The organism is Mesorhizobium sp. AR02 (genome assembly GCF_024746835.1).
Taxonomy (GTDB): domain Bacteria; phylum Pseudomonadota; class Alphaproteobacteria; order Rhizobiales; family Rhizobiaceae; genus Mesorhizobium.
This window is the reverse complement of the sequence record NZ_CP080531.1, coordinates 579,249-604,904: the sequence shown is the minus strand read 5'-3', so window position 1 is coordinate 604,904 and position 25,656 is coordinate 579,249. Positions and strand designations below refer to the sequence as shown.

Annotated in this window: 21 protein-coding genes; 5 read left to right on the top strand and 16 right to left on the bottom strand. The window is 63.4% G+C overall.

The features are described 5' to 3' along the window. Positions 1 to 57 precede the first annotated feature (57 nt). From murQ to murA, 3 genes are all read right to left on the bottom strand, one after another. Complete coding sequence (gene murQ, locus DBIPINDM_RS07515; RefSeq protein WP_258585142.1) at positions 58 to 981, bottom strand: N-acetylmuramic acid 6-phosphate etherase; 924 nt, start codon at positions 979 to 981, stop codon at positions 58 to 60. A gap of 160 nt (positions 982 to 1,141) precedes the next feature. Next, positions 1,142 to 2,020 (bottom strand): N-acetylglucosamine kinase, encoded by an 879-nt coding sequence (locus DBIPINDM_RS07510; protein ID WP_258585141.1) that lies wholly within the window; start codon positions 2,018 to 2,020, stop codon positions 1,142 to 1,144. After that, on the bottom strand, positions 2,017 to 3,273 hold the full coding sequence (gene murA, locus DBIPINDM_RS07505) for a UDP-N-acetylglucosamine 1-carboxyvinyltransferase (protein ID WP_258585140.1): 1,257 nt from the start codon (positions 3,271 to 3,273) through the stop codon (positions 2,017 to 2,019). Before murA ends, DBIPINDM_RS07510 begins: the two co-directional genes overlap by 4 nt. A 198-nt stretch (positions 3,274 to 3,471) precedes the next feature. Here murA and DBIPINDM_RS07500 point away from each other — a divergent pair, with 198 nt between their 5' ends. Then, positions 3,472 to 4,332 carry a MurR/RpiR family transcriptional regulator gene (locus DBIPINDM_RS07500; RefSeq protein ID WP_258585139.1) on the top strand — a complete coding sequence of 287 codons (861 nt, stop codon included), beginning with the start codon at positions 3,472 to 3,474 and terminating at the stop codon, positions 4,330 to 4,332. A gap of 74 nt (positions 4,333 to 4,406) precedes the next feature. Here the strand turns inward: DBIPINDM_RS07500 and DBIPINDM_RS07495 are convergent, their stop codons facing one another. The 13 genes from DBIPINDM_RS07495 to DBIPINDM_RS07435 all read right to left on the bottom strand — a co-directional run bounded on the left by DBIPINDM_RS07495 (position 4,407) and on the right by DBIPINDM_RS07435 (position 20,365). Next, entirely contained in the window at positions 4,407 to 6,611 is a 2,205-nt protein-coding gene (locus DBIPINDM_RS07495) for a TonB-dependent siderophore receptor (protein ID WP_258585138.1), read from the bottom strand. Between the two features lie 136 nt (positions 6,612 to 6,747). Next, entirely contained in the window at positions 6,748 to 7,632 is an 885-nt protein-coding gene (locus DBIPINDM_RS07490) for a helix-turn-helix domain-containing protein (protein ID WP_258585137.1), read from the bottom strand. Between the two features lie 115 nt (positions 7,633 to 7,747). After that, a complete protein-coding gene (locus tag DBIPINDM_RS07485; RefSeq protein ID WP_258585136.1) occupies positions 7,748 to 9,103 on the bottom strand; it encodes a glutamine synthetase family protein in 1,356 nt (451 codons plus the stop codon). A gap of 466 nt (positions 9,104 to 9,569) precedes the next feature. Further along, entirely contained in the window at positions 9,570 to 10,268 is a 699-nt protein-coding gene (locus DBIPINDM_RS07480) for a GntR family transcriptional regulator (RefSeq protein WP_258585135.1), read from the bottom strand. A gap of 196 nt (positions 10,269 to 10,464) precedes the next feature. Continuing rightward, a complete protein-coding gene (locus tag DBIPINDM_RS07475) occupies positions 10,465 to 11,604 on the bottom strand; it encodes a C45 family autoproteolytic acyltransferase/hydolase (protein WP_258585134.1) in 1,140 nt (379 codons plus the stop codon). Between the two features lie 110 nt (positions 11,605 to 11,714). Then, complete coding sequence (locus DBIPINDM_RS07470; protein ID WP_258585133.1) at positions 11,715 to 12,500, bottom strand: ABC transporter ATP-binding protein; 786 nt, start codon at positions 12,498 to 12,500, stop codon at positions 11,715 to 11,717. 1 nt (position 12,501) lies between these two features. Continuing rightward, positions 12,502 to 13,272 (bottom strand): ABC transporter permease, encoded by a 771-nt coding sequence (locus tag DBIPINDM_RS07465; protein WP_258589213.1) that lies wholly within the window; start codon positions 13,270 to 13,272, stop codon positions 12,502 to 12,504. Positions 13,273 to 13,404: 132 nt separating this feature from the next. After that, complete coding sequence (gene hisD, locus DBIPINDM_RS07460; RefSeq protein ID WP_258585132.1) at positions 13,405 to 14,760, bottom strand: histidinol dehydrogenase; 1,356 nt, start codon at positions 14,758 to 14,760, stop codon at positions 13,405 to 13,407. A gap of 29 nt (positions 14,761 to 14,789) precedes the next feature. Further along, positions 14,790 to 15,530, bottom strand: a complete 741-nt coding sequence (locus DBIPINDM_RS07455) for an SDR family NAD(P)-dependent oxidoreductase (RefSeq protein ID WP_258585131.1) — start codon at positions 15,528 to 15,530, stop codon at positions 14,790 to 14,792. 24 nt (positions 15,531 to 15,554) lie between these two features. After that, on the bottom strand, positions 15,555 to 16,268 hold the full coding sequence (locus tag DBIPINDM_RS07450) for an SDR family NAD(P)-dependent oxidoreductase (protein WP_258585130.1): 714 nt from the start codon (positions 16,266 to 16,268) through the stop codon (positions 15,555 to 15,557). Then, positions 16,265 to 17,149, bottom strand: coding sequence for a polysaccharide deacetylase family protein (locus tag DBIPINDM_RS07445; protein WP_258585129.1), 885 nt, complete (start codon positions 17,147 to 17,149; stop codon positions 16,265 to 16,267). The genes DBIPINDM_RS07450 and DBIPINDM_RS07445 overlap by 4 nt, the downstream gene beginning before the upstream one ends. A gap of 71 nt (positions 17,150 to 17,220) precedes the next feature. Then, a complete protein-coding gene (locus tag DBIPINDM_RS07440) occupies positions 17,221 to 18,219 on the bottom strand; it encodes an ABC transporter substrate-binding protein (protein ID WP_258585128.1) in 999 nt (332 codons plus the stop codon). A 49-nt stretch (positions 18,220 to 18,268) separates the two neighbouring features. Next, entirely contained in the window at positions 18,269 to 20,365 is a 2,097-nt protein-coding gene (locus DBIPINDM_RS07435; RefSeq protein WP_258585127.1) for a N,N-dimethylformamidase beta subunit family domain-containing protein, read from the bottom strand. Positions 20,366 to 20,508: 143 nt separating this feature from the next. Here DBIPINDM_RS07435 and DBIPINDM_RS07430 point away from each other — a divergent pair, with 143 nt between their 5' ends. From DBIPINDM_RS07430 to DBIPINDM_RS07415, 4 genes are all read left to right on the top strand, one after another. Further along, complete coding sequence (locus DBIPINDM_RS07430; protein WP_258585126.1) at positions 20,509 to 21,330, top strand: LuxR C-terminal-related transcriptional regulator; 822 nt, start codon at positions 20,509 to 20,511, stop codon at positions 21,328 to 21,330. 231 nt (positions 21,331 to 21,561) lie between these two features. Continuing rightward, complete coding sequence (gene ftsZ, locus DBIPINDM_RS07425; RefSeq protein ID WP_258585125.1) at positions 21,562 to 22,599, top strand: cell division protein FtsZ; 1,038 nt, start codon at positions 21,562 to 21,564, stop codon at positions 22,597 to 22,599. 218 nt (positions 22,600 to 22,817) lie between these two features. Next, positions 22,818 to 24,203: an SWIM zinc finger family protein gene (locus DBIPINDM_RS07420; protein WP_258585124.1), complete on the top strand. Its 1,386-nt coding sequence runs from the start codon at positions 22,818 to 22,820 to the stop codon at positions 24,201 to 24,203. Continuing rightward, the gene (locus DBIPINDM_RS07415; protein ID WP_258585123.1) at positions 24,200 to 25,627 is read left to right on the top strand and encodes a DUF5691 domain-containing protein; all 1,428 of its coding nucleotides are present in this window, start codon (positions 24,200 to 24,202) and stop codon (positions 25,625 to 25,627) included. Before DBIPINDM_RS07420 ends, DBIPINDM_RS07415 begins: the two co-directional genes overlap by 4 nt. Positions 25,628 to 25,656 lie beyond the last annotated feature (29 nt).

Genomic DNA, 25,656 nt, shown 5'->3' with positions numbered 1-25,656 from the left:
CTGCCGACCGCTTCCAAGACACACATGCTTCGGAGTATCGGCCCAGTCTATGCGGCCTCACGCCGTCTTGTCGCTGATTGCCTTTCGCAGGAAGCCTCCGGCCTTGCCGAGGGCGGCTCGCGCCGCCTCGACATCGAGGCCAGTGATTGTCACCAGGATCGCCAGCTTCACATCATTGCTTGTCTGGTGGAGTGCCTGTTTGGCCTGCTGCGCCGTGCAGCCGGTGGTCTGCATGACGATCCTGATCGCCCTTGCCACCAGCTTCTTGTTGGACGGGTTAAGGTCGACCATCAGGTTCTCATAGCTCTTGCCGATACGGATCATCGAGGCCGTGGTCAGCATGTTGAGCACCAGCTTCTGCGCGGTTCCCGACTTCAGCCTAGTCGAGCCGGTGAGCACTTCAGGCCCGACGACCGGCGAGATGGCGATGTCGGCGATGCCGGCAATGGTCGAGGCCGGATTGCAGGACAGGGCGACAGTGGTGGCACCCACCTGTTTCGCATAGTTCAGCCCACCGATGACATAGGGCGTGCGCCCGCTGACCGCGATGCCGACGACGACGTCGTCGGGTGTGAGCCCGATCTCCCGCAGCGCCCGTGCGCCCATTTTCGGATCGTCCTCGGCGCCTTCCGTCGATCGCACCAGGGCGTCCGGTCCGCCGGCGATGAGGCCGATCACCATGTCTTCAGGCACGCCGAAAGTGGGCGGGCATTCCGAGGCGTCGAGGACCCCGAGCCGGCCGCTGGTGCCGGCGCCGATGTAGATCAGCCGCGCGCCTTTCTGGAAGGCAAGCACGATCCGGTCGACCGCGGCGGCGATTTCCGGCAGCACCTTTTCGACAGCCGCCGGAACAAGCCTGTCCTCGTCATTGATCTTGCGCAGCACATCGATGGTCGGCAGCAGGTCGATGTCGACAGTCCTCGGGTTCCGGCCTTCGGAAACCAGCCGGTCCAGCTCGGACATCAACCCTTGTTCGGTCATTCCAGTGCTTTCAAAATCATGCTGCCCGGCATGGCTCAACGGGCACCAGTGCAAACGGACCTTGGGTCCGTCATCGCAGTTTTTCTTTGTTAACTTTTTAGAATTGGATATTCACATCGTCAACAGAAATTTGGAATATTTTATTCCTATCCTGCAGCGCCTACCGTGTGCAGAGCGACCGCTTGGCAAGGATGATCGCGCCGGACACGGCGTCACCGTCGGCGGGCTTCAGCCGGCGCCGCACATCTGGCGAAAGCCAGGGTTCGAGCGGGCTGGCGAGGCCGCCCAGCAAGGTCACGCGCGGCGCGCCTTTTTCGAACAGCACCCGCACCAGCGTATCGATCTGCTCGGCGGCACTTTGCACGATACGCCGTCCGGCCGGGTCGCCCTGGTCGGCATGGCGCATCACCATTGGCGCCAGCGCCGCATAGTCGGTGGCGCTGGCGCGGTCCATCCAGGCGACGGCTTCCATCGGGTCGCCTTCGAAGCGCTGCATCACCTCAGCCAGCAGCGCCGTCCGCTCGTGCCGCCCGTCATGGGCGCGCAGCGCCAGTTGCACGGCTTTCAGGCCAAGATCGGCGCCGCTGCCTTCGTCCGAGATCGGAAAGCCGTAGCCGCCGACGCGCAGGTCGCGCCCCTCGACAAAGCCGAGGCCGATCGAGCCGGTACCGGCGATGACGATGGCGCCGTCCTGGCCGGAATGCGCGCCCAGGCAGGCGCCGACGCCGTCGCTGACAAAATCGATGCTGGCAAAGGGATGCGCGATCGCCCGCAACGCATCGAGCGCGCCCTTGCGGCCGATCCCGGCAAGGCCGATGCCGGCGCGAATCCCAGCGATCTCGGTCGGTCCGAACCCTGTCTCTTCGATCGCCGCGCCAAAGGCTTTGGCAATGGAGGCCCAGGCCGCGTCGATGCCGAGTCGGGTTGTCGCCGGGCCGGACAGGCCTTGTCCCAGCACGCTTCCCTCGGCATCCTCGATGCGAGCCCGGCAGCCGGTGCCGCCGCCGTCGACGCCGAGAAAATAATCCGCGCCGCTCATGCGCTCAGCCGCTCGATGTCGGCGCCGCAAAGACGCAGCTTGCGATCGAGTTGCTCATAGCCGCGGTCGAGGTGGTAGACGCGGTTGATGATGGTCTCGCCTTCGCTGACCAATGCCGCCAGCACCAGCGACACCGAAGCGCGCAGGTCGGTGGCCATCACCTGCGCGCCATGCAGCTTCTCGCCGCCGCGCACCAGCGCCATGGTGCCTTGCAGCTTGATGTTGGCGCCAAGCCGCATCAGCTCGGGCACATGCATGAAGCGGTTCTCGAAGATGGTTTCGCGCAGCAGCGACGCGCCCTCGGCGCAACACATCAGCGCCATGAACTGCGCCTGCAGATCGGTCGGAAAACCCGGATAGGGTTCTGTCGTGAGATCGACCGCCTTGAGCGGCCGGTCGCGTGACACGATCAGCCCGCGATCGCCCGGCCAGACGCTGACGCCGGTGGCCTCCAGCAATTGCACCACCGAGGCCATGTGTTCGAGCCTGGCATGGGTCAGTTCGAGCTGGCCGCCGGTGATCGCCGCGGCAATGGCATAGGTGCCGGCTTCGATGCGGTCCGGGATGATGTCGTGCCGGGCCGCATGCCAGCCGGTGTCGCCGGCAATCAGGATGCGATGCGTGCCGGCGCCTTCGATGCGCGCGCCCATCGCGTTGAGGCAAGCGGCGAGATCTGCCACTTCCGGCTCGCGCGCCGCGTTGAGGATTTCGGTTTCGCCCTTGGCCGCCGTCGCCGCCATCATGGCGGTCTCGGTTGCCCCGACCGACGGTGAGCTCAAGACGATGCGCGTGCCTGTGAGCCCGTTCGGCGCCGAGGCGACGATCAGGCCGTTCTCGATGGCAATCCGGGCGCCGAGTGCGGCGAGTGCCGCTACATGCATGTCGACCGGCCGCGCACCGATCGCGCAGCCACCGGGCAGCGACACCCGGGCATGGCCGAACCGGGCAAGCAGCGGCGCCAGGACCAGCACCGTTGCGCGCATTTTTCGCACCGTGTCGTAGGACGTCTCCTTGGAAACGGCGGCACTGGTGTCGATCGTCGCGGCATGCGCCGACCGTGTCACCTCGGCGCCGTGAAGCCGCACCACGCCGAGCATGTTCTCGACGTCGGTCACATCTGGCAGATTGGTCAGTTCGAGCGGGTAGGGGCTGAGCAGGGCGGCCGCGATCTGTGGCAGAGCGGCGTTCTTGGCGCCGGATATGGTGACCGCGCCTTCTAGTCTTCGTCCGCCGACGATCCGCAATCTGTCCATGGCTGAACCCTTGTATGGCGAAACGGATGGTGGTCCGGTTTCTCTCAGGAAGATCCGTCTCGAATCCCAGGCTATCGGCTATCCAGTTTGAGAATTAATTCTGCGTTCTTGGCTGTCAATCGAAATTGGAATAATTTATTCCTCGATCAGGTGCGCCGCTGGTCGCGGCTTATGGGCTGAGAAGCGTGAGGGAATCCGGTGTCCGTCCTTAACAGGATCAATGCGAAGCTCGACGGCATGGCGCCCGGTGATCGCGAGATCGGTCAGTATATCGTCGACAATCCCGACCAGATGCTGCGGCTGTCGACAGCGGCCCTTGCGGCCGAGATCGGCCGCAGCCAGTCGAGTGTCGTCAAGTTCAGCCAAAAACTCGGCTATGCCAGCTACCAGGAGCTCAAGCTCGCCGTCAGCGAGGCCAAGGCGCAGGACTGGCAAGTGCCGGCCGGCGTCATCCACGGTTCGATCGAGGTCGGCGATGGGTTTCCGGTCATCCTGAAGAAGCTGATCGGCAGCAAGCTTCTGTCGATGCAGCAGACCGTCGCCGCCAACAGCGAGCGCATCATCTCCCGGACGCTGGAGTTGCTGGATGGCGCGCGCCGCATCCATCTGGTCGGAGTCGGCGCCTCCTCGCTGGTGGCGCGCGATTTCTCCTACAAGCTGATGAAACTCGGCCGCAACGTGCTGCATGACAGCGACAGCCACATCCAGATGGCCAATGTCTCGACGCTTGGGCCTGGCGACGTGCTGTTCGCGCTTTCCTATTCCGGCGCCAGCATCGAAACCTTGCGCATCGCCGAGCTTGCCCGCAAGCGCGGCACGACGGTGATCGCCGTCACCGGCCTGCACGACAATCCGCTGAGCCGTGTCGCCGACATCCGCCTCTACACCATTGCCGACGAGGAGCGTGCGCGCTCCTCCTCCATCACCGCGCGCGACGCGCAGCTCACGCTGACCGACCTGTTGTTCATCCTTTTGGTGCAGAGGCAGCCGGACGCCAATGACTATGTCCACAACAGCGAAGCGGCGGTCTCGGTGCTGAAAGCCGAACGATCCTCGTAAACGCAAGCACCTGCCGCCTGTTGGGCGGATGGAGCATCACTGGATTGTTTGGCAAGCTGTAACTAAGTGGGTGGCTACCACGTCGTGTGTACTTTCAGCTTGAACGAGCGGCCTTCGCCGTAGGAGCAGGTCAGCGTCGTCTGGCAGCTGGCGACATAGGTCTTGTTGAACAGATTGGTGACGTTGAGATCGACGCCCCAATTCTCCTTCTCGTAGCCGAGTTTCAGGTCGGCCAGTGTCACGGCCGGCACCTTCGCCGTGTTCTCGTTGTCGGCCCATGAGGAGCCGATATAGCGCAGGCCGCCACCAATCGAGATGCCGTCATACCAATCGCCGCGGAATGTATAATCGGCGGAAGCGGAGGCCATCACTTCCGGTACGATGAAGGGCGTCTTGCCGATTACCGAAATCCCGCCATTTTCCCTATGGTTGTAGTCATCGTCCTTGGTGATCTTGATGTCATAGGCGGTGAAGGCGCCGGTCACTCGGAAGTCGTCGGTGATGTTCACCTTGCCTTCGAGTTCGATGCCTCTCGACCGCACTTCGCCGGTCTGGATTTGCGCGAAAGCGCTGACGTTCGAAGCCACGTTCTGACGGGTGAGGTCGAAGAGCGACGCTGTGAACAGGCCATCAAAAAAGGTCGGCACATATTTGACGCCAACTTCGCACTGCTGGCCTGTCTCCGGTTTGAACAGGTCGCCGGTTACAGTGGTGCCGATGATCGGATTGAAGAAGGTGGCGAAGCTGGCATAGGGTGTCACGCCGTTGGCAAACTCGTACGCCAGCCCGGCGCGGCCGGAGAAGTCACCGACGGTTTGGCTCTCCGTGCTGGAGTTCGCTGAGTAAAAGGTCGGGCGATTGTCGGCTTCGAGCCAGCCACGGTCATAGCGGCCGTTCAGCGTCACCAGCCAGCCATCGCCGAAACGCAGCTGGTCCTGCGTATAGAAGCCGAGCTGCTTTTGCGTCAGATCTTGATTGAGATAGCTGACGCGTGGCGTCAGTGGCGCACCGTAGATGGGATCGAAAGCGTCGATCGGTGGAGTCGTCCCAAAGAGCGCCGACGATTGCACCTGATCGATGTTGTAATATTTGTAGGCGATGCCGGCCAGCAGTGTGTGTTCGACTGGGCCGGTCTGCACCTTGCCCTCAATCTGCAGGTCAGACAGGAATGTCATGGCGTCCGTGTCGTGACCGAAATTGATGCGGTTCAGTTGCGTTGATGTGGGGCTGACCCAGCCATTGGGGTAGACGCTAACCTCGTTGATATCAGCGGCGGTGAAGCGCGTGTTGGAGCGCACGGTCCAGTCATTGTCGAACGTGTGTTCGAATTCGTAGCCGATCGAACCCTGTTCACGCTTGTAGAGGTCGACGGATGGCTCGGTAAAATTGGCGTCGGGGTCGATACGGCCGTAGTTCACGCCGCCAATAATCCGGTCTGCAACCGTGCCGATATAGGGCAGGAAGCTGCCGCCATTGTGGTTGTCGTCGATGTGGCTGTAATTGGCCAGGATGGTCAGCGTGGTCGCTTCGTCCGGCTTCCAGGTGATGCTGGGCGAGATGAAGCCGCGCCAGCCGTTCTGCAGGTCGCTGTAGGTGTCGCCGCCGGCGACCTTGCCATTGATGCGGTAGCTGACCGTGCCGTTGTTGGCCACGTCGCCAATGTCGAAGCCGAGATAGACATTGCCGGCATCGTTGACGCCGGTTTCGACATAGCGCTTGCGTTCGAACTCGGGCCGCCTGCTGACATAGTTGACCGTGCCGCCGGGGTTGCTGCCGCCATAGAGCACCGAGGCCGGCCCCTTCAGCACCTCGATGCGCTCGAGCCCGAAACTGTCGACATAGAAGCCGCCGAAGGCATAGCTGAACAGCTGCAGCCCATCCATGTAGGTGCCGGTGGCCGTCGCATCGAAGCCGCGGATATACAGCCAGTTGGTGTCGCTGTCCGGGCCGAAAGGCTGGGCGAAGACGCCGGCGGTGTAACGCAAGGCCTCATCCACCTTCTGCGCGCCCTGATCGTCGATCTCCTGGCGGCCGACCACCGAGACGGATTGCGGGATGTCCTTGATGTCGGTTGCCGTCTTGGAGCCGGTCGTGGTCTTCTTGGCGACGACACCTTTGACCGGTCCGGTCGCGCTGCCTCCGGCCTCGCCCTCGACCACCACTGGTTCAAGCTGGGTGCTCGCAGGCGCTGTTTGCGCGAAGGCGGCCATCGGCGGGATCATCGCGACAGCGGCGACGCCGCCCGCCAGAAGCGCCTTGATCCGGTAAAGTCTGCTCATCAGGAAAGTCCCCGCCTGTCGTCATTGAGATACTTGATCGTTTACCTCAACTTATCTGCGGGTCATTGGATGGATTTGGGCGGCTTGTCCATTCTTGTCCAAACGAGGGACATCGCGGCGTCATGTTGCGGAAATGTCACGGGCTGCCGGCGCTCTTCATCCAGGCGCCGGGCGTCACACCGACCACCGACTTGAACATGCGCGTCAGATGCGCCTGGTCGAAGAAGCCGGTCGCCTCGGCGATGTCGGCAAGCGCGGCGGCGTCATGCGCCATCATCGCCTTTGCCCTGTCGATCCGCGCCTGCATCTGCCAGCGATGCGGCGGCACGCCCGTCGCCGCCTTGAAGGCATGGCTCATCGCGGTTTCGGAGAGGCCGGTCAGCGCGGCGAGATCGGCAAGCCGGATCCGGTCCAGGCAGTGCGCGTCGATATAGTCGGTGACCAGACGCAGCTTGCGGCGCGACAGCGGTGACCGACGCCTGGTGGCACCAGGCGGATCGATCTGGAAGAGGCTTGCGAACATAGCGTTGAGCAGGCCCTCGCCATAAAGATCGTGCAGAGGCTGGTCGCTGCCGCATTCGGCGGCGATCAGGCCGGCCAGCATGGCGATGCGGTCGTCACAGAATTGGAGGCGCGACATCTGCAGGGCTTCGCGGTCAAGGCAGCGGCCGAAGCGGCGCGTCAGCGTCGCCACATCGAAATGCAGGTCGAGATGCCGGATCCGGCGCAAGCCCTCGACCCGGCCACGGATCGGCACCCCGGCCGGAATGTAAGCGATGGAGAGGGCCCTGTCGTGGCGCGATAGTTCACCCTTGGCGCCTTCGACGAAGAAGGCGCCGTCGCCGTCCACGTCGAGCGCGACAAACAGCCGGGGATCGGGAGAGACATAGTAACCCTCGGCCCTGTCGCCGCATGAGACATCCCAGAGGTCGGCAACCACGCCGTCCCACAGGTGCCATTTCAGGTCGCCGATGACGGAAAAGCCCTCTATCCGGCTTTCCATGCGCGCAACGAAGGTCAACTTCTGTTTGTCTCCGAGCATAATACATGACAAAAATCATCATGTTTATGCCCGGTTGGCGACCTGACCGCAAGCCCCCAAGGTCGCCCGCGCCAAAGCCGATGATCCGTGGAGCCTAAACGCTCTCGAGGTAGGTCTCGATCTCGAAGTCACTGACATTGAGGGCAAACGTGTTCAACTCCTGGCGTTTGCAGGCAACGAAGGAGTCACGCAGGATCGCTGGGAAAATCTCCGCCACATGCGTCCCGCTCTCGAAGGTCGCGATCGCGGAGGCCCAGTCCGGCGGCAGCTTGGCCGGCGCGACGCCTTGTCCGTCGCTGCCTGTCGGGTCGCCCGGCGACATCTGCCTTTCAATGCCGATCAATGCCGCGCCCAGTATGGCCGCAAGCACCAGATAGGGATTGGCGTCCGCTCCCGACACGCGATGCTCGATGCGGCGCGCCCCGGTCGGGCCGCCGGGAATGCGGATCGCGACCATGCGGTTCTCGTAACCCCAGGCGACCGCGGTCGGTGCATAGGAGCGCGGGCGAAGCCTGCGGTAGGAATTGAAGTGCGGGGCGAACACCAGCGTGCTCTCGGCCATCGCCGCCAGCAGGCCGCCGACCGCGTGGCGCATGATTTCCGAGCCCTGATCGGTGCCGTCGTCGAACACGTTGCGCCCCTCGGCGTCGACCAGGCTGAAATGGACGTGAAAGCCGTTGCCCGCCCGATCGCCATAGGGTTTTGCCATGAAGCAGGCGGCAAAGCCGTGCTTGCGGGCAATGCCCTTCACCGTGCGCTTGAACAGCACGGCATCGTCGGCCGCCCGCAAGGCGTCGGCGACATGGTTCAGATTGATCTCGAACTGGCCGACGCCATTTTCGGCAATCGCCGTGTCGACGGGAATGCCTTGCGCCCGGCAGGCCTCGTAGACGTCATGAATGAAGGATTCGAAATCGTCGATCTCGTCGATCGACAGCGCCGCGTCGGAATCGAGGCGCCGCCCCGTGACCGGCGAGACAGGCCCCACCGGCCGCTGCGATTGCGGATCGACCAGATAGAATTCCAGTTCCGTCGCCGCGACCGGGGTCAGGCCGAGCGCCTTGTAGCGGTCGAGGATACGGGCCAGCGCCCGCCGGGGATCGCCGAGATAGGGCGCGCCGTTTTCGTCGGCGAGCCAGAGCGGGACGAGTGCCGTCGGATGCGCCGTCCAGTCCACCGGCAGGATGCCGCGTCCCGTCCATTGGCAGAGGCCATCGGCATCGCCGGTCGAGAAAACCAGCGTGTTGCCTTCGATATCCTCGCCCCAGATGTCGAGCCCGATCAGCGAATAGGGCATGCGCAGCTTGCCTTCCAGCGCCTTGCGGGCCTGCTCGACGGGGATGCGCTTTCCCCGCATGACGCCGTTGAGGTCGCACACCGCCGCCCTCAGGCTCTGGATGTCGTTTCTGCTTTCAAGCCAGCTCAAAACGTCCGCAATTGCATCGCTCAATTTAAAACCTCTGGTCTTCGAAGGTGCCTCAGCCTGATCGGCTGCACTGTCCCTGGTAAAAAATGCTTGTGAGTTTTCGGGAAGCCTATCCGGTTACTACCGGATATTTTTCCTTATTTTTTCAAGTCACTAACCGGGATGTCGGGAGGCATTTTCAAAACCAATTGCGCGATCTGCGATCGCAACATAGAGACAAGAGGACAGAAAGCCAAGGGGCATTTGAGCTGCGATATCGGCCCTGAGCTCTTGGGCCGATGCCCTGGTCCGTCGGCGAGGAAGTCCTGACGGGTCGCTTGGTTGATGGACCGCATGCCTTGGCGATTGGCTGAAACATCAATCACTTCGTCATCCTATGGTCTGCGCCGCGTCGCTTCGCTCCTTGCTCCGCCATAGGATGACGAAGTTGGGAGGCTTCAGCCAATTCCAAGGTGAAAAGAACCATAGGCACCTTTCGGGGCCTCCAATCCTAGCTCCTTGCTTTCGGAAATCTGGCCTGCCGCAGGATGTGTGCCGCACCCTCGTCGATGTCGCGGACGATGGCTGCGCGGGCTCGCGCGCCATCCTGGGCCTCGATCGCCGCGACGACTTCCTCGTGATAGTCGATGTCGAGGATGGAGGAGAGATCGTCCTCGAAGCCCATGGCGAGATTCCTGAGGAAGGGGCCGACCTGCATCCACACGGTCTCGATCAGGAAGATCATCTGCTCGTTGCCGCAATGGCGGTAGATCGAGAATTTGAAGGCGTAGTTCTTCCTGAGGTAGTCGTCGATATCGCCCTGGCGCGCCGCCAGGGTCAATTCGGTGCTGTGGCGGCGGATCGTCCGCAGATTGTTGCCGTTGATGCGTTTTGTCGCCAACTCCGTCGCCGAGCCTTCGAGGATCGTTCGCACGGCGGTCAATTGCGAGAACCGGTCGGCGGAGATCACCGGCACCTCGACGCTGCCGTTCGGCATCGGGCTCAGCGCCCGCAGCGCCTGCAGTCGCATGAAGGCGCTGCGCACCGGCATGTCGCTCGTGCCAAGTTCCTTGGCGAGCTTGCGTGAGGTCAGCTTCTGCCCAGGCGTGAACTGACCGGACATCAGGGCCCGCACAAGCTCCAGATAGACCTTCTCATGCAGGGGCACGGTGTCGACGGCGGTCAACCCGAATTGTGTTCTGTCGGCCATTGGCGGGGGCGCTACTTCATTCGTTCTGAAATCTACCCTGACGACAACAGCCGCGGACAATCCGATCGGGCCGAGCATGGCGGGACGCCGAAGCCAGCGATTTATCGGCACATAATAGACGCCTCAATCGTTGCGCGGCAAGCCGTGTAGCAATGCGGCCAAAGGCAGGTTCGACGTTGAAGGCCTCTACGCGTTGCTACCGCTTTTCCGCTTTCTCCAGAACCGCCTCGTCCATTGCCAGTTCATAGCGTGTGAAGATGCGATTCTCGCCCGGCAGCGGTGCGATTTCCATGAACCCGCTGGCCGGCTCGAAGATGATCATCGCCACCGTCGCCGACAGATTACCGCCTCCCTCGCGGATCGCCGGGCGGCAGACGCTGAAGGGTGCTGCAAAATCGTCGAACAGTGCCTGCTTGAGGTCGTCGACGGTGATGTCGCCGTGCCGGGTGTCAAGATGCCGGCGCACGCGGTAGTCGCGGTAGAGACTGTCAGGCACGTCGCTGAGCCCCGTCTCGCGCAGCTTCGACAAAGCAACAGGGCTTTGCCAATGATTGGCATGCACGATCAGGTCGTTCTCGGGATAGATCGGAAAGGCTTCGTCCGGCGCGCATTCGATGTCGACGGCAAAACCCTCGGCGGTGCTCAGCATCATGTTGTTGGAACAGGACTTCGGCGTCGTCGCCACCACCTTGATGGCATGGGCGAAATGCCTTGCCTCCAGCACGCGGCGGCGGATGAAGGGCAGGGGGATGCCGATGTCGCGATAGTCGCGATCGGATTCCAGATAGTTCGCGGTGATGCCGATGCCGGCCGAGTTGAAGCCGCTGCGGGCGAGCCCGCCGGCCTCGGTGAAGGTAAGCAGATCCGGGCCGTCTTCGCGCCGCACGCGCAGCACGATCGAGGTTTCCGCGCATTCGGCGCGCCAGTCCCAGTTCTGACCGTGGATCAGCCGGCCGGCCTTGGTCGCCTCCGGTAGGATCACCGCGCCCGTGCAGCCGTCGGGCTCGTCATCGGTGATGCCTTTCTCGCGCTTGGCCAGTTGCAGGATTTCGGTGCGGGCGTTGACCAGCAGGATCGAGGACAGGTCGAGATTGGCGCCGGCGGCAATGCCTTCCATCTCCTCGACAAGGTCGGGCGCCCATTGCCGAAGACGGGGCAGGAACATGCCACCGAAACGATCGACATCGCCCGGCCCGAAGCCGAACCGGTCGAGCTGCGCGGCATACAAGGCCACGGACGCATGGATGCGGCCGCGTGCCTGTTCGCCATAGGCCTTGCCGCGCTCGGTTGGTGTTCCGCTCACGTCGATGAGCGGAAAGGGCGCGACTGCCGTCATGGAAAGAGACCTCGAATTGGCTGGCGAGATCGACCTTAGTGCATTTTGTCAGACGCCGGAATTCGCCACTTCGTTCTGGGTGAAACGATGAGCCGCTCCTGGCCCGACGCTCAGTCGAACTCGGCTCGGCGGGTTTCTTCGCGGATGGATTTCAGCACTTGCGCCTGAAGTTCCAGGACGTCGCGGTCATGCTGAATGCCGGTCGGTCTCGGCCTGACGGCAGGCACCGCAATGCACTCCTTGATGCGCCCCGGATTGAGGCCCATGACGAAGATGCGGTCGGACAGATAGACCGCCTCCTCGACATCGTGGGTGACGAAGATCACGGTCAGGCGATGCTCCTGCCAGATCTGCATCAAGAGCTCCTGCATCTGGCCACGGGTGAGCGCATCCAGCGCACCGAAGGGCTCGTCCATCAACAGCATCTTCGGCCGGTAGGAGAGGGCGCGCGCAATGGCGACGCGCTGCTTCATGCCGCCGGAAAGCTGGCTTGGAAAGCTGTCGGCAAAGCGCGAAAGCTTGACCAGGTCGAGATGCTGGCGCGCCACCTCGGGGATGTCCTTGGCGTCATGTCCGGTCTCGCGCAGCGCGAACTCGACATTCTGCAGCGCCGTCAGCCATGGCAGCAAGGTGTAGGACTGGAAGACGACGCCACGGTCGCGGCCCGGCCCGTTGATCGGGCTGCCGTCGACCAGCATCTCGCCTTGCTCGTAGTCCTGCAAGCCGGCGATGATCGACAGCAGCGTGCTCTTGCCGCAGCCCGACGCGCCGACCAGCGAAACGAACTCGTTGTCACCGACTTCGAGGTTGATGTCGTCGAGCACCTTGATCGTCGAACGTCCATTCGTGAACGATTTCTGCAGATGCGAGATCTTCAGCTTGGGATGCGCCTGCATGTCAGGACTTCCTCTCATATTTGAAGAAATGCCGACCGAGGAAACGCATGATCTGGTCCGTCGCCAGGCCCAGTATGCCGAGCACCAGTATGTATCCGATCGCCATGTCGGTTTGCAGGTAGCGTTGGGCGACCGTGATCCGGTAGCCAAGTCCTGAATTGGCGGCGACCAGTTCGGCCAGCGTCACCCAGGTCCAGGCCCAGCCCAGCGAGATGCGCAGCGTGTCCCAGATCTGCGGCATCGCCGAGGGCACGACAATGCGCATCAGCACGCGCAAATCGCTCATCCCCAATGTTCGTCCGAAGCCGATGAAGTCTGTGGGAACGCGCTTGATGTTGTCCTTGAACATCAGCGCCTGCTGGAAATAGGTGCCGATCCAGATGATCAGGAATTTCTGGATGTCGCCAGTGCCGCTCCACAGGATGGTCAGCGGCACGAAGGCGACGACCGGCATGTAGCGGACGAAATCGAGAAACGGCTCGATCGCCGCTTCCCAGAAGCGATAGGCGCCGATCAGGATTGCCGTTGCCAGCGCCATCACCGAGGCGATGAGGAAGCCGATCATGATGCGATAGACGCTGTTGCCGACATCGCTGGCCAGCGTTCCATCCATTGCCAGCTTTGTAAGCTTGGCGACGACGGCAAGGGGCGAGGGCAGGAAGATCGGCTTCGCCACGCCAAGCCCGGTCGCCAGGAACCACGCCGCGATGAAGAGCAGGAAGGCGCAGACGGCGATGAACAGATAGATCGAGCCGGAAATCTCCGCCGCCATGCTCAGCAACGGCTTGCGTTGGGGACGTTGCGTGGTCTGCTTCGGGGCCGCTGTGTCGGTCTGTATGGTCATCGTCATCTCGCTAGAGCAATTCCAGGAAAAGTGTGAAACGGTTTTCCGTCCGGAATTGCGTCAAAACAAAGAGTTAGAGCCGGTGAAAGGTCTGCTGTTCGACAGGATGCGATCGCGGATTTCCGAAACCGAATTCGCGTGCGCCATGAACCCTTCATAGAGGGCGAAGGTGCGAGCCGCGTGCGCCAGCCGCTGATAGGCCGCCTGGGACAGGTAGGCGATCGAAGAGCGCTTCATGAAATCGAAGACGGACAGCGGCGAGGCCGTGTTGGCCCGCCCACCCGTCGGCAGGACGTGGCTCGGCCCCAGCACGAAGTTTGCGATCGGGATTGCCGAATGCGGACCGAGCAGGATTTCGCCGGCGTTCCTGATCCTCGGCAGCAATTCGAAAGCGGATGTCGACAGCACGGCGAGATGCTCGGCGGCATAGTCGTTGATGAAGTCGAACGCTGCATCGATCGAAGGCGCCAGCACGATGCCGCCATTCCTGCCGTTGAGCACGGTGCGGGAAAAATCCGCGCGATAGTCTTCCATCGCTTCCCAGAATTCCGGTACCGCGGCGGCGATGGCTTCCGCGAGCGCCCGGTCTGTGGTGACGACAAAAGCGGAGGAGTCGGGGCCGTGTTCCGATTCAACCGTCAGCTCCAGTGCGGCGAGTGCGGCAGGGACCGAGTTGTCGGCATAGACCAGCAATTCGCTCGGGCCGGCGGGGCTGCCCGGATCGATCCGATTCGACAGAAGCTGGCGCGCCGCGCTGACCCAAGGGCTGCCGGGGCCGACGATCTTTGCGCATTTCGGCACGGTCTCGGTGCCATAGGCGACCGCCGCCACCGCCTGGGCGCCGCCGCAGAGATAGATGTCCTCGATGCCGATCAGCGAAGCGATGAAGCGCGTGGCGGCGTCGGCCGAGCCGTCCGGTCCCGGCGGTGTCACGATCACCACCCTTGCCACGCCGGCCACCTTGGCGGGCACCGCGGTCATGATCGCGCTCGACGGGAAGAACCCCTTGCCGCGTGGCACGTAGCAGGCGACGGAATCGATCGACGTCCAGCGGTCGCCGATCAGCGCGCCTTCAGTTGCCTCGCTCAGCCAGAGATTGTCGGGCATTTGCGCCTCATGGAAACGCCTGACCTGCGCCACCGAGAGCCGGATCGCCGCGACGATTTCGGCATCGAGTTCCTTCTCGGCACTTGCGATCTGGCTTGCGGATACTTTCAGCGCCGTACGCTCCAGCGTCACGCCGTCAAACCGGGCGGCAAGCTCGACCAGAGCATTGTCACCTCTGGTTCGGACAGCGGCGATGATCGGCTCGACCTTGCGGATCGTGTCGGTGAGATCGGCCTCGGTCCGCTCCAGCAGGCGCGTGCGCGCCTCGGACGACATCGTGGCCAGGTCGTGGATTGCAACAGGTGACATTCTCTTTCCTTCGTGCTCTCGGCTGCCCCTCATGGGGCGACGCGCGCGGCCAGCCAGCCGCCGTCGATGTTCAGGATATGGCCGGTGATGAACTGGGCGTCGGGGCCGCACAGGAACAGGATGCCGCCGGCGACATCCTCTGCCGTGCCGACACGCCGGATCGGCGTGGTTTCGATCATGGCGCGCCGGTACCAGGCGTCCGACGCGATGCGTTCGGCAACGATCGGCGTGTTGATGACGCCGGGCGCCACGGCGTTGACGCGGATCCCGTCGGCCGACAGGTCGGCGGCCAACTGGCGCGTCAGCTGCGACAGTGCTCCCTTGGACGCAGCATAGGGGGCGGTGTTGGGAAAGCCGACTTCGCCAAACACCGAACAGACATTGACGATACAGCCGCCCGGCCTCGCCAGATGCGGAAGCATGTCGCGGGTCAGCCGCATCGCCACGCGTACGTTGATCCCCATGACATGGTCGATCAATTCGTCGCTGCTGTCGGCAAGCGCCTTCGGCCCGGCGACGCCGGCATTGTTGATCAGGACATCGACGGTCCCGAATTGCGCCTTGGCGACCGCGACGATCCGGGCCGGGGCATCGTCCTCGGCGAGATCGATCGTCAGTTTCGGTTCCGTGCAGTCCGCCAGATAGTCCGCGTTCCAGTCGACCGAAAGCACCTCGGCGCCTTCAGCCTGCAGTCTCCTGGCCGTGGCCAGGCCGATACCGTTACCGGCACCCGTCACCACGGCCGTCCTCCCTTGAAATCGCTTTTCCATCGCCAGCCCCTTTCTGGGCGGTATCTAGATCGTCTGCCCGCCGTCGATCGTGAATTCGGACCCGGTGATGTAATCGCTGCCGGGCGACACCAGGAACGCCACCAGATGCGCGATCTCCTGCGGCCTGGCCAACCGGTTGAGCGGCACAGAGGCGGTCATCGCAGCCAGGTTCTCGGCCGTGTTCTCGCCAAGCATCGGCGTATCGACCAGACCCGGATGCACTGCGTTGACACGGATGTTGCGGCCGGCAAGTTCGCGCGCCGCGACCTTGGTCATGCCACGGATCGCCCATTTCGAGGTCGAATAGGCGAAAGCGCCGCTGAAGCCTCTCAAGCCGCCGGTCGAGCAGACATTGACGATCGAGCCGCCCTGCGCCGGCATCAGCGCCGCAGCAGTGCGCATGCCAAGGAATGTGCCAAGCTGGTTGACGTCGGTGACGGCCTGGAAACCGGCGACACTTTCTTCCAGGAACGGCACCGGATTGAAGATGGCGGCGTTGTTGACCAGCGCATCGATAGGGCCGAACCGCTGGGCAACCATGTCCGAAATCCTTGCCCAGTCGGCCTCGCTTGCGACATCGAAGGAGGCCGACAGGATCTGGCCGGCGCCGGTGGCCTGTTCGCTCACGCCGGTGAACGACCGGTCGAGTGCGATCACGGTCGCACCTGTCGACGCGAACAGCGTCGCGATTGCTCCGCCGATCCCGCCGGCGGCACCGGTGACGATTGCCGTTTTCATCTGCTCAGCCTGTTGTCACCGGCATCAGCGGGCAGAGACGGCGAACGGCCCTTCCGCCACTGCCGCACATAGTCCTGGCATGTCGTGAAGCCGGCGCGTTCATGCGCGGCGACGTGGCGGATGAATTCCTCGAGCATCAGCAGGCGGTGGCCGCGGCCCATGATCTGCGGATGCATGGTCACCACCATCACGCCGTTGCCGATCCGCTGATAGAGGAAGTCGAACTCGGCCTTCCAGATCTCCAGCACTGTCGAGGGGGCGCGGCCGCCGGGCAGGTAGCCCTTGTCGGTCGCCAGGAATTCGAATTGCGGAAAGTCGTCGAGATGCCAGGCGACGGGCATTTCGACGAGATCGACCGGCAGGCCGAAGCGGAATTCTTCCGACGTCGACCACGCGTCGCCGATCCGGCACCAATAGGGCTCGTGGTCGTTGCCCATCATCGAGCTTTCATATTCGAAGCCGAATTCGAGCAGCAGTTCGACGGTGGACGGGCTGTTGTCCCAGGCCGGCGAGCGGTAACCGGATGGCCTGACGCCCGCGACCTTGTCCAGCGCCTCCAGGCCCCTCTGCAGGACGGTGCGCTCCTCCGCGCGCGTCAGCATCACCGGGTTCTCATGAACCCAGCCATGATGGCCGATCTCGTGGCCGCCATCGCGAAAGGCGCGCACGACCGGCGGGAAGGCGAGCGCCGAATGGCCGGGCACGAAGAAGGTTGCCGGGATGCCGGCCTGCTCCAGCACCTTGAGAATGCGGCGCGCGCCGATCGGATCGAACTCGCCGCGCGAAAGCATGCTTGGCGACGTCGCCCGATGGCTGCCGATCCATGTCGAATAGCCATCGAAATCGAACGTCAAGGCGACTTGAACGTCGGTACTGGTCATGTCTGGGTTTCTTCCCGCCATTGCGACGGGGAGGCAGAGCCGCGATGGCCTGCCTCCCGGTTCGCGGGCGACTACTTGGAATGCGCCACGCTCGAGTCGATGGCCGCGTCGTAGGCGATGTCCTTGTCGATCAGCTTGGCCGCGATCGCCGCCTTGACGATGCCGGGATAAGTGTCGGACTTGAACACGCCGTTCAGTGCCTTCTGGCTTTCGCTGACCGAATAGTACGACACGCCGTCGAAGGCCGTGGCGAGGTCCGCCGGCTCGGCGCCGACGCCCTTGGCGATGATGGCGCGGCCTTCCTCGGTGTGGGCGCGATAATATTCCAGCGCCTGGTCCCAGCTCTTCAGCATGGCCTGCACCTGGCCCGGCTTCTTCTTCAGCGTCTCTTCCGGCACGGAAAGCACGTCGCTGATCAGGCCCGGCGCCTCGCCGGCCTCGGCCAGCACCTTGATGTTCTTGTCGGCGCCGATGGCCGCCGAAATATAGGGCTCATAGGTGACGGCCGCCGGCACGGTGCCGGAAATGATCGCGGTACCGGCGCTTGCCGCCGGCATCGGCAGGACGTTGACGTCGTCGATGGTCATGCCGTTCTTCTGCAGCACATAGTTCAGCAGCAGGTCGCTGGTCGAGCCGCGTTCGAAGGCAACCTGCTTGCCCTTGAGGTCGGCCACCGTCTTGATGTCGCTGTTGACGAGGATGGCATCGGCCTTGGTGCTGGCATCGAGCAGCAGCACGCCCTTGACCGGAATGCCGGCCTGCACCTTGGCCAGCAGCTGCTGGATGGATTCGTTGTCGCCGTCGACCTGGCCGGCGGCAACCGCAGCGCCCATGTCCTTGTCTTCAACGAAATTGGTCAGCTCGACGCCTTCCAGCCCGTTGGCTTTGAAGAAGCCCTTTTCCTGCGCGATATACCACATGCCGTAGCCGAGCCAGGGCGATATTGCGAGCTTGAACACGCCGGGCTCGACCGGCAGGTCCTGTGCTTTTGCCGGCTGTGCCGCGAACGGCAGTGCGGTGGCGAGTGCCAACAGGGCGACCGCCCCGACGAAATGTTTTCTCAATCCCATGATCCTGGTCCTTGTTCCCGAAGCGTGATGTTGAACTGTCTTTATGCGTCTAAGCCGGTCCGGCGGCGGGTTGGCTCCCGCTCTGTTGCTGTCGATCCCGGGCCGGCCGGCTCTTTGCCGACGCCAGATGCGTCAGCAAATTCTTGGTGATCCTGCCGACGTCGTTCATGGCGTCGCCGGTCGGCAAGGCGCCGCACCAGGCGACCGAACTTGCCGAGAAGATCAAGCCGCCTGATGGCAGATGGCGCAGCGTCATCTCCGCGCAACGCCGCGATGCGCGTTCCTCCGCGCCGCCCTCATACCAGCGCGTCGCGTCGTGGACGAAGCTGTCCGGAAAGCCGGTTGCGCGGGCAATGACTGTAGTATCGGGAGAGGTGCCGAGATGCGGGTCGGTGGCATCGACTTCGTAGCCGGCCGCACCGCCAAGCACGATGCCCTCGCCGCCGAAGGTTTCGTTGGCGACGCCGTCGAACAGCCAAGCTGCGGAAACCTCGTGGCTTTCCGGCGTGCGCGTAAAAGGTCGCGCACCGTCAAAACCCATCAGCGAGATGGCGACGCCGGTCAGCGAGAATTCGCCGCGCCCGCTGGCGCGCAGATGGCCGCCCGGCTGGTTGGTGATCGACAGCGATTGTTCGGCGATCGGTCCGTCCCAGGTGCGGCCGGCCTCGAGTGGCGAACGGCGCAGTTCCATCAGATCATCCTGGAACGCCACCTTGCCGGCAAAGCCATTGCCGCCGAGATAGGCGATGCTGCCGCCCGTCGCCGCGAACTGGCGCAGCGCATGCTCCATCTCGACCGACATGTATTCTGGATGGCTGCCGGTAATGACCGCCTGGTAGCCCTGCAAGCCGGCTACGCCGCGCTCATGCAGGTCGCGGTCGGTGATGAGATCGAAGGCGATGCCGTTATTGTGGCAGAAGCGCAGAAAATGCAGGTCGACGGGCAGATTGTGCGGGCAGCCGCACAGGGGATAATTGTAGTCGTCGCGCAGCGTCGCCTTCGGCTTCCTGGTGGAAGAGATGGACACGCCGCTGAGGTCGCTGTGATAGTCGTAGAGCGACTTCAGATTGTTATCGATGGCGAAGCGATGGCCACGATCTTCGCACATCCATTCATAGAGATGCGCCGGCAGGAATTCATCCGCATAGGCGAGATAGGTGGCCGTCGGCACCAGGAACAGCAACGGCGCCCGGCGTGCCGTCGAGGTGACAAAGAAGACGATGCGCTCCGATCCTTCGTCATGACCGATTTCGAAGGCATAGATGCCGGCAGAGGCTTCGGCGGGGACCTGCAAATGGTAGGAAGCGGGCCACTGCAACGCGCCCATGTCGTCGTCATGGCAATGCACCGCGTCGTAATGCGACGGCACCAAACGGGGGTCGAAGCTCGACCCGTCCCAGCGGCGCGAGGTCATGCAGAACGCCGGCTGGTTGATGATGTCCAGCAAGAGGACGCCATCTCCGCCTGTCGAGGCGATCGGACCGCTCGGCAGCAAGGTGGGGAAAGTCCAGGCGATGCGTCCCGCTGCGGTTTGCAGTGCGATCGCCGCAAACTTGGCGTTCAGCGATCTGACATCGTTTGCCGCGCTGGCACCGAAGACCATGTCGCCGGACAGGGACCAGGGCCGATCGAATTGGCGCTGCAGGCGAAACGGCGACAACAGGTCGTCGGAGCCGATCTTCAGGACTGTCCCGCCGCCATCGAACGAAATCTCGACCGTGAGCCAGGTGTTCGCCGGCAAGGTCTCGCCGATTTCCTGCGGCTTGCCGTCATGGCCTGACGTCAGCCGTCCGTCCTGCAACCCAAGGCGCAAATTTCCACACTCGAAGAGCACGCGAGCGCCGTCATTGCGGGTCAAATACACTTCGAAGGAAACGCCTCTGATTTCGGTAGCCTTGGCCAGTTCCGTCGCCGCGAACCTAGGGAAGGACCCATGATCGAAGTCGCGATGCGATGCGGCAGTCCCGGTCGGTTCGACATGCCAGTCCATGAATTCGGCCGTGGGCGTGTCGAGGCGCACGATCCGCACAGTGCGCACCGGCCGCGACGACGAGACATGAAGCGCGACGGGCGTACCAGTCGCTGTGTGCCAGGGCACCGTGTAGCCCGAAACGGCCATGGCGCCATGATCGACGGGACGTTTCATCGCGGCAAAAGTCCGCGCCGCGATCCCGGCCTGTACGCTCTCTTTGATGGCAAACTGGACAAATCTCTCGTACCCCTTTCTTTTTTGATTTACACTACGAGCATCGTTTCTTGGGGGTATATACCCCCATCGGGGTATGATTGGTGACAAAGTCCGTTTTTGAAGGCCTCGCGCTGACCATCGACGCGATCGGCAAGCGCGAGTTCTATCCGGCTGTTACCGAGTATCTGCGGCGCTGCCTCAGCTACGACAACGTCATCGTCATTGTTTTCTCGGGCACCGCAGTGCCCAACGTGCTCTACAAGAAGATCTACGGCCCGGACGTGTTTCGCTATCTCGCCGAGCAATATCTGCCGGCGGCCTATCTGCTTGATCCGATCTATCATTTCCATCTGCGGCGCGGCGCGCCTGGGCTCTATCGTCTTCTCGACGTGGCGCCGGATCAGTTTCGCCGCAGCCGCTATTTCAAATGGTATTACGGCCGGATCGGCATCACCGACGAGATCTCGGTGGTGCTGCCGATCGGCGAGAACGCCACCATCACCATCTCGATGGGCAAGGATGGTTCATCCGGCCAGACCTTCGCGGCCAAGGCCGAGCAATGCCTGCGCGCGCATGAGCCGGCGATCATGTCGCTGCTGCGCGCCCACTGGGTCGCGTCCGAAGCGCCGCCCGCGGTCGCCCCGCGCTCGATGTCGATCACCGACAGCCTGATCGCGGCGATGTGCACGCATCACAATGTGCTGTTGAGCAAGCGCCAGGCCGAAGTGGCGCTGCTCATCCTGCAGGGCCACTCCTCGCCTTCGATCGGCTTGAACCTCGGGGTCAGCCCGCAGACGGTGAAGGTCTTTCGCAAGCAGCTTTACAACAAATGCAGCCTGTCATCGCAGGCGGAGCTGTTCGCGCTGATGATGCCGATCCTGGAGCGGGCGACCAGTCAGGTTCCCGAGCGCAAGGCGTCCTGAAAGCCGCCGGATCGCGCGCGATCGCCCGGGACCGGACAGCCGGTCGCACGAGCTCTACCTCTTCATCACAAATCTTGACCTTTCGCGCACTTGCACGTCCGGCCGCTCTCTGGCTTTTTGGGGCACCCATCCGAACGGACTGATTCGCGTCATGCCGCTCGATTGCAATGTCCAGCAGGCAGTTTGCTTATGGGTCGTGAAGCGCGCGCAATTGGCGAAGGAGAAGCAGGCATGGCCGAGTTCAAGAAGCCGGAAATCTCCGAGATGAGACCCAAGATCACCGTTATCGGCGTCGGCGGCGGTGGCGGCAACGCCATCAACAACATGATCACGGAGCAGCTTCAGGGAACCGAATTCATTGCCGCCAACACCGATGCCCAGGCGCTGACCATGTCGAAGGCGACGCGGCTGATCCAGCTCGGCGCGCACGTCACCGAAGGGCTGGGCGCCGGCTCGCTGCCCGAGATCGGCCGGGCTGCCGCCGAGGAATCGCTCGACGAGATCATGGATCATCTGGCCGGCACGCATATGTGCTTCGTCACCGCCGGCATGGGCGGCGGCACCGGCACCGGCGCTGCGCCGATCATCGCCCAGGCCGCGCGCAAAGCCGGCATCCTGACGGTGGGTGTCGTCACCAAGCCTTTCACCTTCGAGGGCAGGCGCCGCATGCAGATGGCCGAAGAGGGCATCGATCGGCTGCGCGAAGCCGCCGACACGGTCATCGTCATTCCGAACCAGAATCTGTTCCGCATCGCCGACGCCAAGACCACCTTCGCCGACGCCTTCGTCATCGCCGACCGGGTGCTCTATTCCGGCGTCAGCTGCATCACCGACCTGATCGTCAAGGAAGGCCTGATCAATCTCGACTTCGCCGACGTCAAATCGGTCATGCGCGGCATGGGCCGCGCCATGATGGGAACCGGCGAGGCGTCTGGCGAAAGCCGGGCGATGAAGGCGGCGGAAGCCGCGATCGCCAATCCGCTGCTCGACGAAGTGTCGATGAAAGGCGCCAAGGGCGTGCTGGTCTCGATATCGGGCGGCAGGGACATGACCCTGTTCGAGGTCGACGAGGCCGCCACCCGCATCCGCGAGGAGGTCTATGAGGACGCCGACATCATCGTCGGCGCGATCTTCGACAAGAGCATGGAAGGCCGCTTCAGGGTCTCGGTGGTGGCGACCGGTCTCGACCGTGCGATCGGCGCGGAGGATGCCGGTGTCGGCGTCGCGCACGACCGCGCCGCCCAGTCGCCATTGCGGACGCTCCAATAGGACCTGCCCGCGCATTCTTGCCAAGATATGCTTCCGCCGTGATAGATCGTTAAGCAGCAGCATGAATTGCCTCGGGATCGGACTGGTTGGCGTAAATTAATGCGGCCCGCTGTATCGACCTCTATCCCTCTGCTGCTACAAGAATCCGTCACATCAGGCCATCTATACTGGCAGTGGGCGTTCGTTCGAGCGACGAGAGGCGCGGCTTGGAATTTGACTTGAAAACCATCGAAGCGCTCGCGCCTGATCAGGCGTCGTTGAGCTCCGCTTCCAAGTTGACCAAGCAATCGAACTGGCCCCGGCTCGAAAAGAACGAACAGCTGGCGCTCATCTGGGGAGAATGCCAGGGCTCCGGCTCCAATCCCTATCGCGTCGTCGTCGACACCGGCGACCACGGCTACAAATGCACCTGTCCGTCACGAAAATTTCCCTGCAAGCACACATTGGCGCTGATGTGGATCGCCGCCACCACACCAGCGAGTTTCACCGCCACCGCCTCGACGCCGGAATGGGTGAATGATTGGCTCGGGCGTCGCCGGAAGACCGCCTCACAGCCGGCCGCACCGGCGCCGGGCGCGGCTGGCAAGAGCATTGGCGAGGTCTCGCTTGACGACGAAAGCGTTGCTGTCGAGGACGCCGCCACGGTCGAGCGCCGCGAGGCCGCGCAGCGCAAGCGCGCCCAGGATACGCGATCCTCGGTTTCGGCGGCACTGGACGAGCTCGATCAATGGATATCGGATCAGTTGCGGCTCGGCCTTGCCGGCTTTGTCGACAACAGCAGCGACCGTTGCCGCCGCATTGCCGCACGGCTGGTCGACATGAAGGCGACGGCACTTGCCGGTCGCATCGACGAGATTCCGTCGCGGCTGATGGGGCTGCGCAGCGAAGAGCGCCCGGATGCCGCGATCCGCGAACTCGGCAAGCTCGTGCTGCTGGCCAAGGCCTGGCGATCGACACCTGACGACGCCGAACTGAAGCGGCTTGTATCGACCTCTGAAGGCCGCGAGCAGGTGCTCGGCAATCCCGACGCACTCCATGTCGAAAGCGTCTGGGAAGTGCTTGGCGAGAAGATCGAGACGCGCCGCGACGGTCTTGTCAGCCATTCGACCTGGCTGCTCGATCTGAAGAGCGCCAGTCCGCGATTCGCCCTGCTTCTCGACTATTTTCCGGCCTCTGCCGGCCGCCGGTCCAACGCGTTCACGCCGGGCGATCGCTTCGATGCAAGGCTGGTCTTTTATCCGGCACGCCAGCCGCTGCGGGCGCTGGTGGTGGAGCGCAAGGGCGATGTCTCGTCAGGGCAATGGCCGGATTTCGGCTTTGACGCAGCCGATCCGCTCGCGGCCCATGTCGCCCACCAGGACACGGCTCCCTGGCTCACCGATAGTCCGGTCATGCTGCCGCCCGGCGCGATCCTGCTGGATGATAGCGGCGACGCCTGGTGGCAGTCCGCCGGTGATCCGCACGGCATCGCCTTGCCGATCGCCGATACCGTCAGCCCAACGCTGCTTGGTCTCGACCTCGCGGCGACGGTAGCGCTCTGGAGCGGCAGCCGGCTTCATCTGCTGGCGGCGCAGAGCGGCTTCGGGAGGCTTGATCTGTCGTGAACGAGATCGAGCAGACGGGTCTGGCGACCATGCGCGATTGTTGGATCACCGGCGGAACCAGCTTTGACCTTGCCCCGGCCGCCTGGAAGGACATCGCCGCCGGTGCCAACCCCGAAGAGCGTGAGCGCCGGCTGCTGGCGATCGCCGCGCAAGCCCTCGAAATTGCCTTGCGGCCGGCAGCACCAAAGACGCTGAAGCGTCGCCCGCCGCTGCCCGAGCTTGCCTTGCCCATGCTGCCTGAGCGGCTGCGGCCGCTTTTGCGAGCAGCGCTGAAACACGCCGCCGACGCAAGAGCCAAGTCGCGTGTGGTGGGCCTCGTCGCCAGCCGTGGTTTCGTGCTGCACCCGATGGACTGGATGCCGGCAGCGTCGGATCAGACCAGCCCGGATGTCTATGCACCCTGGATCGATTGGCGGGCTGGCGTGGATGGCGAAAAACACACGAGACGTGAGCATCTGACGGCGCAGAACTGGGACGATTTCTACCCCGCAGCGCGCCGCACGGCACTGGCCGATATGCGCCGTACCGCGCCGGCTGTGGCCCGCCAACTGATCGAGACCAAGGGATCAAACGAACCGGCGGAGATCAGGCTTACGCTCATCGCACTCATGCACTTCGGCCTGGGCGCCGATGACGTGCCCTTCCTGAAAAGCCTGTCCGCCGATCGCTCCGGCAAGGTGCGTGAACTCGCCGGTCGACTGCTGGCAAGGTTGGGGCAGCATGGCCAGCCAGGTGACAGCGGGCCGGAAGACCCGATAGCCGAGCTCGCCGCCTTCATCACCGAAGGCAAATCCGGCTTCATCCGCCGGCGCACCACCTACGCGCCGGCAAAGCTGAAATCCCCGGCACAGGAACGACGCCGCTCCGAACTGTTCGAAACCTGCAACCTGGTCGACCTTGCTGCGCGTTTTGGTGTGTCTGAGTCTGATTTCATCGGCGCGTGGCAGTTCGGCGCCGACAACAATGTCGATATCCTTGTCGCCCGCATGGTCGCCGCGTCGGGCAGTGACGCCGCGGTCACGCACATGGCCGACACGCTTGTCGCTGAAGGCGGCAAGCCGGCGCTTTTCGTCCTCCATTTGATGCCGCGTCTGGACAGTCGCCGGCAGCGTGTCCTGATCAGGCTGATCCTGAAGGACAAGCAGTATCTTGGCGCGCTCAGCCTCGCCGAGGGCGTCGAGGCAGGCTGGCTGGACTGGGCCGATCTGACAAACGGCAAAACGCTGCCGGCGCTGCGCGCCGCTGTCGCGGGTAACGATGACGCCGTGAAACGCGGCGTCGACCAGCTTCTGGAAACGCTAGGCTTTCTCGCCACCGCCGCGGCGGCGGAAAAATTGATCGGCGATGTCGGCGCGGCCGGCATGGCGCCGGCAGCGCCGTCGCTTGGTCTTCTGCGCCTCAACGCATCCCTGGCCGGCCCTTGAACCAACACATGATCAATCCGGAGAACAGC